This window comes from Streptomyces sp. NPDC049577, from assembly GCF_040675635.1.
Classification (GTDB): Bacteria; Actinomycetota; Actinomycetes; order Streptomycetales; family Streptomycetaceae; genus Streptomyces.
Genome location: NZ_JBFAPH010000609.1, coordinates 1 through 1,667 on the forward strand (window position 1 = coordinate 1; position 1,667 = coordinate 1,667).

The window sequence follows — 1,667 nt, forward strand, 5'->3', positions numbered from 1 at the left end:
CCGCCGTCGAGGACAAGCTGACCGAACTGCGCCGCGCCGCCGAGGCGCAGGTGCGCGCCGGCGACGAACGGCTGCTCGCGGTCGGCCACCGCATGCGGCAGGCGGCCGCGGACCCCGCGCTGCCCGAGGTCGGCACGCCCCACCCGGCCACCGCCCGGACGGGTGGCACCCCGGCCGCGACCGTCCCGGAGCAGGGTCCCCGCGCCCGGGTGCCCGCGCCGCGCGGCTCCGCGGAGCCGGCCCTCGGGCCCGGGGACGCCGGTCTGGCCGAGGCCGTACTGGAGTGGGCCGCCCTCGCCCGCACGAACGCCCGCGAACGGCGGGACATCGCCGAGGCCGCCGTCCACGCCGCCGAGGCCGCCCACCGCGCCGCCCGGCAGCGGGCCGACGGGACCCGTGACCTGGCCGCCCTCCAGCGCCGGCACGCCGACGCCCGGCAGCGGGCGGACGCCTTCGCCGAGGGCGCGGCCGAGCGCGAAGACGTACGGCGGCGGCTCGACCGCGCCCGGGCCGCCGAGGCGGTCGTCCCCGTCCTCGCCCTGCGCGACCGCGCCGAACAGGAGCACCGAGCCGCCGCCGAGGCCGAACGGCGGGCCCGCGCCGCCCTCCCCGAGGCCCACCGCGACGCGAGCCCCGAGCGACTGGCCGCGCTGGAACACGCCCTCCGCGAGGAACTCGGCGCCCTGTCCGCCGCCCGCCGTGCCGAGGAACGGGCCGCCGGGATCACCGGCGAGCTCGCGGCCCTGGACCGTGAGGCCCGCGCCGACGAGGAGGTGCTGGCCGAGACCGACGAGTGGCTCGCCTCCTGGGAAGCCCAGCGCGACCGCCACCGGCGGCGCGTCGAGGACGCCCAGGAGGCGGTCGGCCGCGCCGAACGGCTCGGCGGGCAGCTCGAACCCGCCCGCCGCACCCTCGACGCCGCCCGCCGCCGCGACGCCCTCGCCCGGGAGGCCGCCGAGGCCGAGGCCCGCCGGCCGGCCGCCCGGGACCGGGCCGCCCGGGCCCGCGAGGACTGGCTCGACCTCAAGGAACGCCGGATCGACGGCATGGCCGCCGAACTCGCCGCCCGCCTGAGCGCCGGCACCCCGTGCGCCGTGTGCGGCGCCACCGAGCACCCCGCCCCGGCCCGCGCCGAGGCCGGCCACGTGGACCGCGCGGCCGAGGAGGCCGCCCTGGAGGAGTACCAGCGGGCCGAAGCCGCCCGCGAGACGGCCGACGCCCTCGTACGCTCCCTGCACCGGGAGCTCGCCGCCGTCACCGAGGCCGCAGGACCGGCTCCCGTCGCCGAACTGGCCGACGCCCTCCAGGAGCTGGAGACCTCCTTCGCCCGGGCCCGGGACGCCTCCGGCGATCTGCTCGCCGCCCGCGAGGCGCTCGACGCCGCCGAGCGCGAGCACGAGCGCCGCGCCGCCGCCCGTCAGGACGCCGGAATGCGTGCCGCCGCCCGTACCTCCCGCCGCGAGAACCTCGAACGCGAACTGGCCGGCCTGGAGGAGGAGCTGACCCGGGCCCGGGGCGGCGAGACGAGCGTCGCCCGCCGGGCCGCCCTGCTGGAGCGGCGGCTGACGGGCCTCACGGGCCGGGCGACCGTCGGCGTGGCCTGGCGGTCACGCAAGCGCGGCTCCGGCCCCCGCCCCTGGCGCGACACCCGCGCCCAGCTGCCCACG

Annotated in this window: 1 pseudogene; it reads left to right on the forward strand. The window is 81.3% G+C overall.

The annotated features are described in order from the left end of the window. Positions 1-1,667 (forward strand): annotated as a pseudogene (locus AB0K09_RS33205) (SMC family ATPase); the annotation flags it as partial.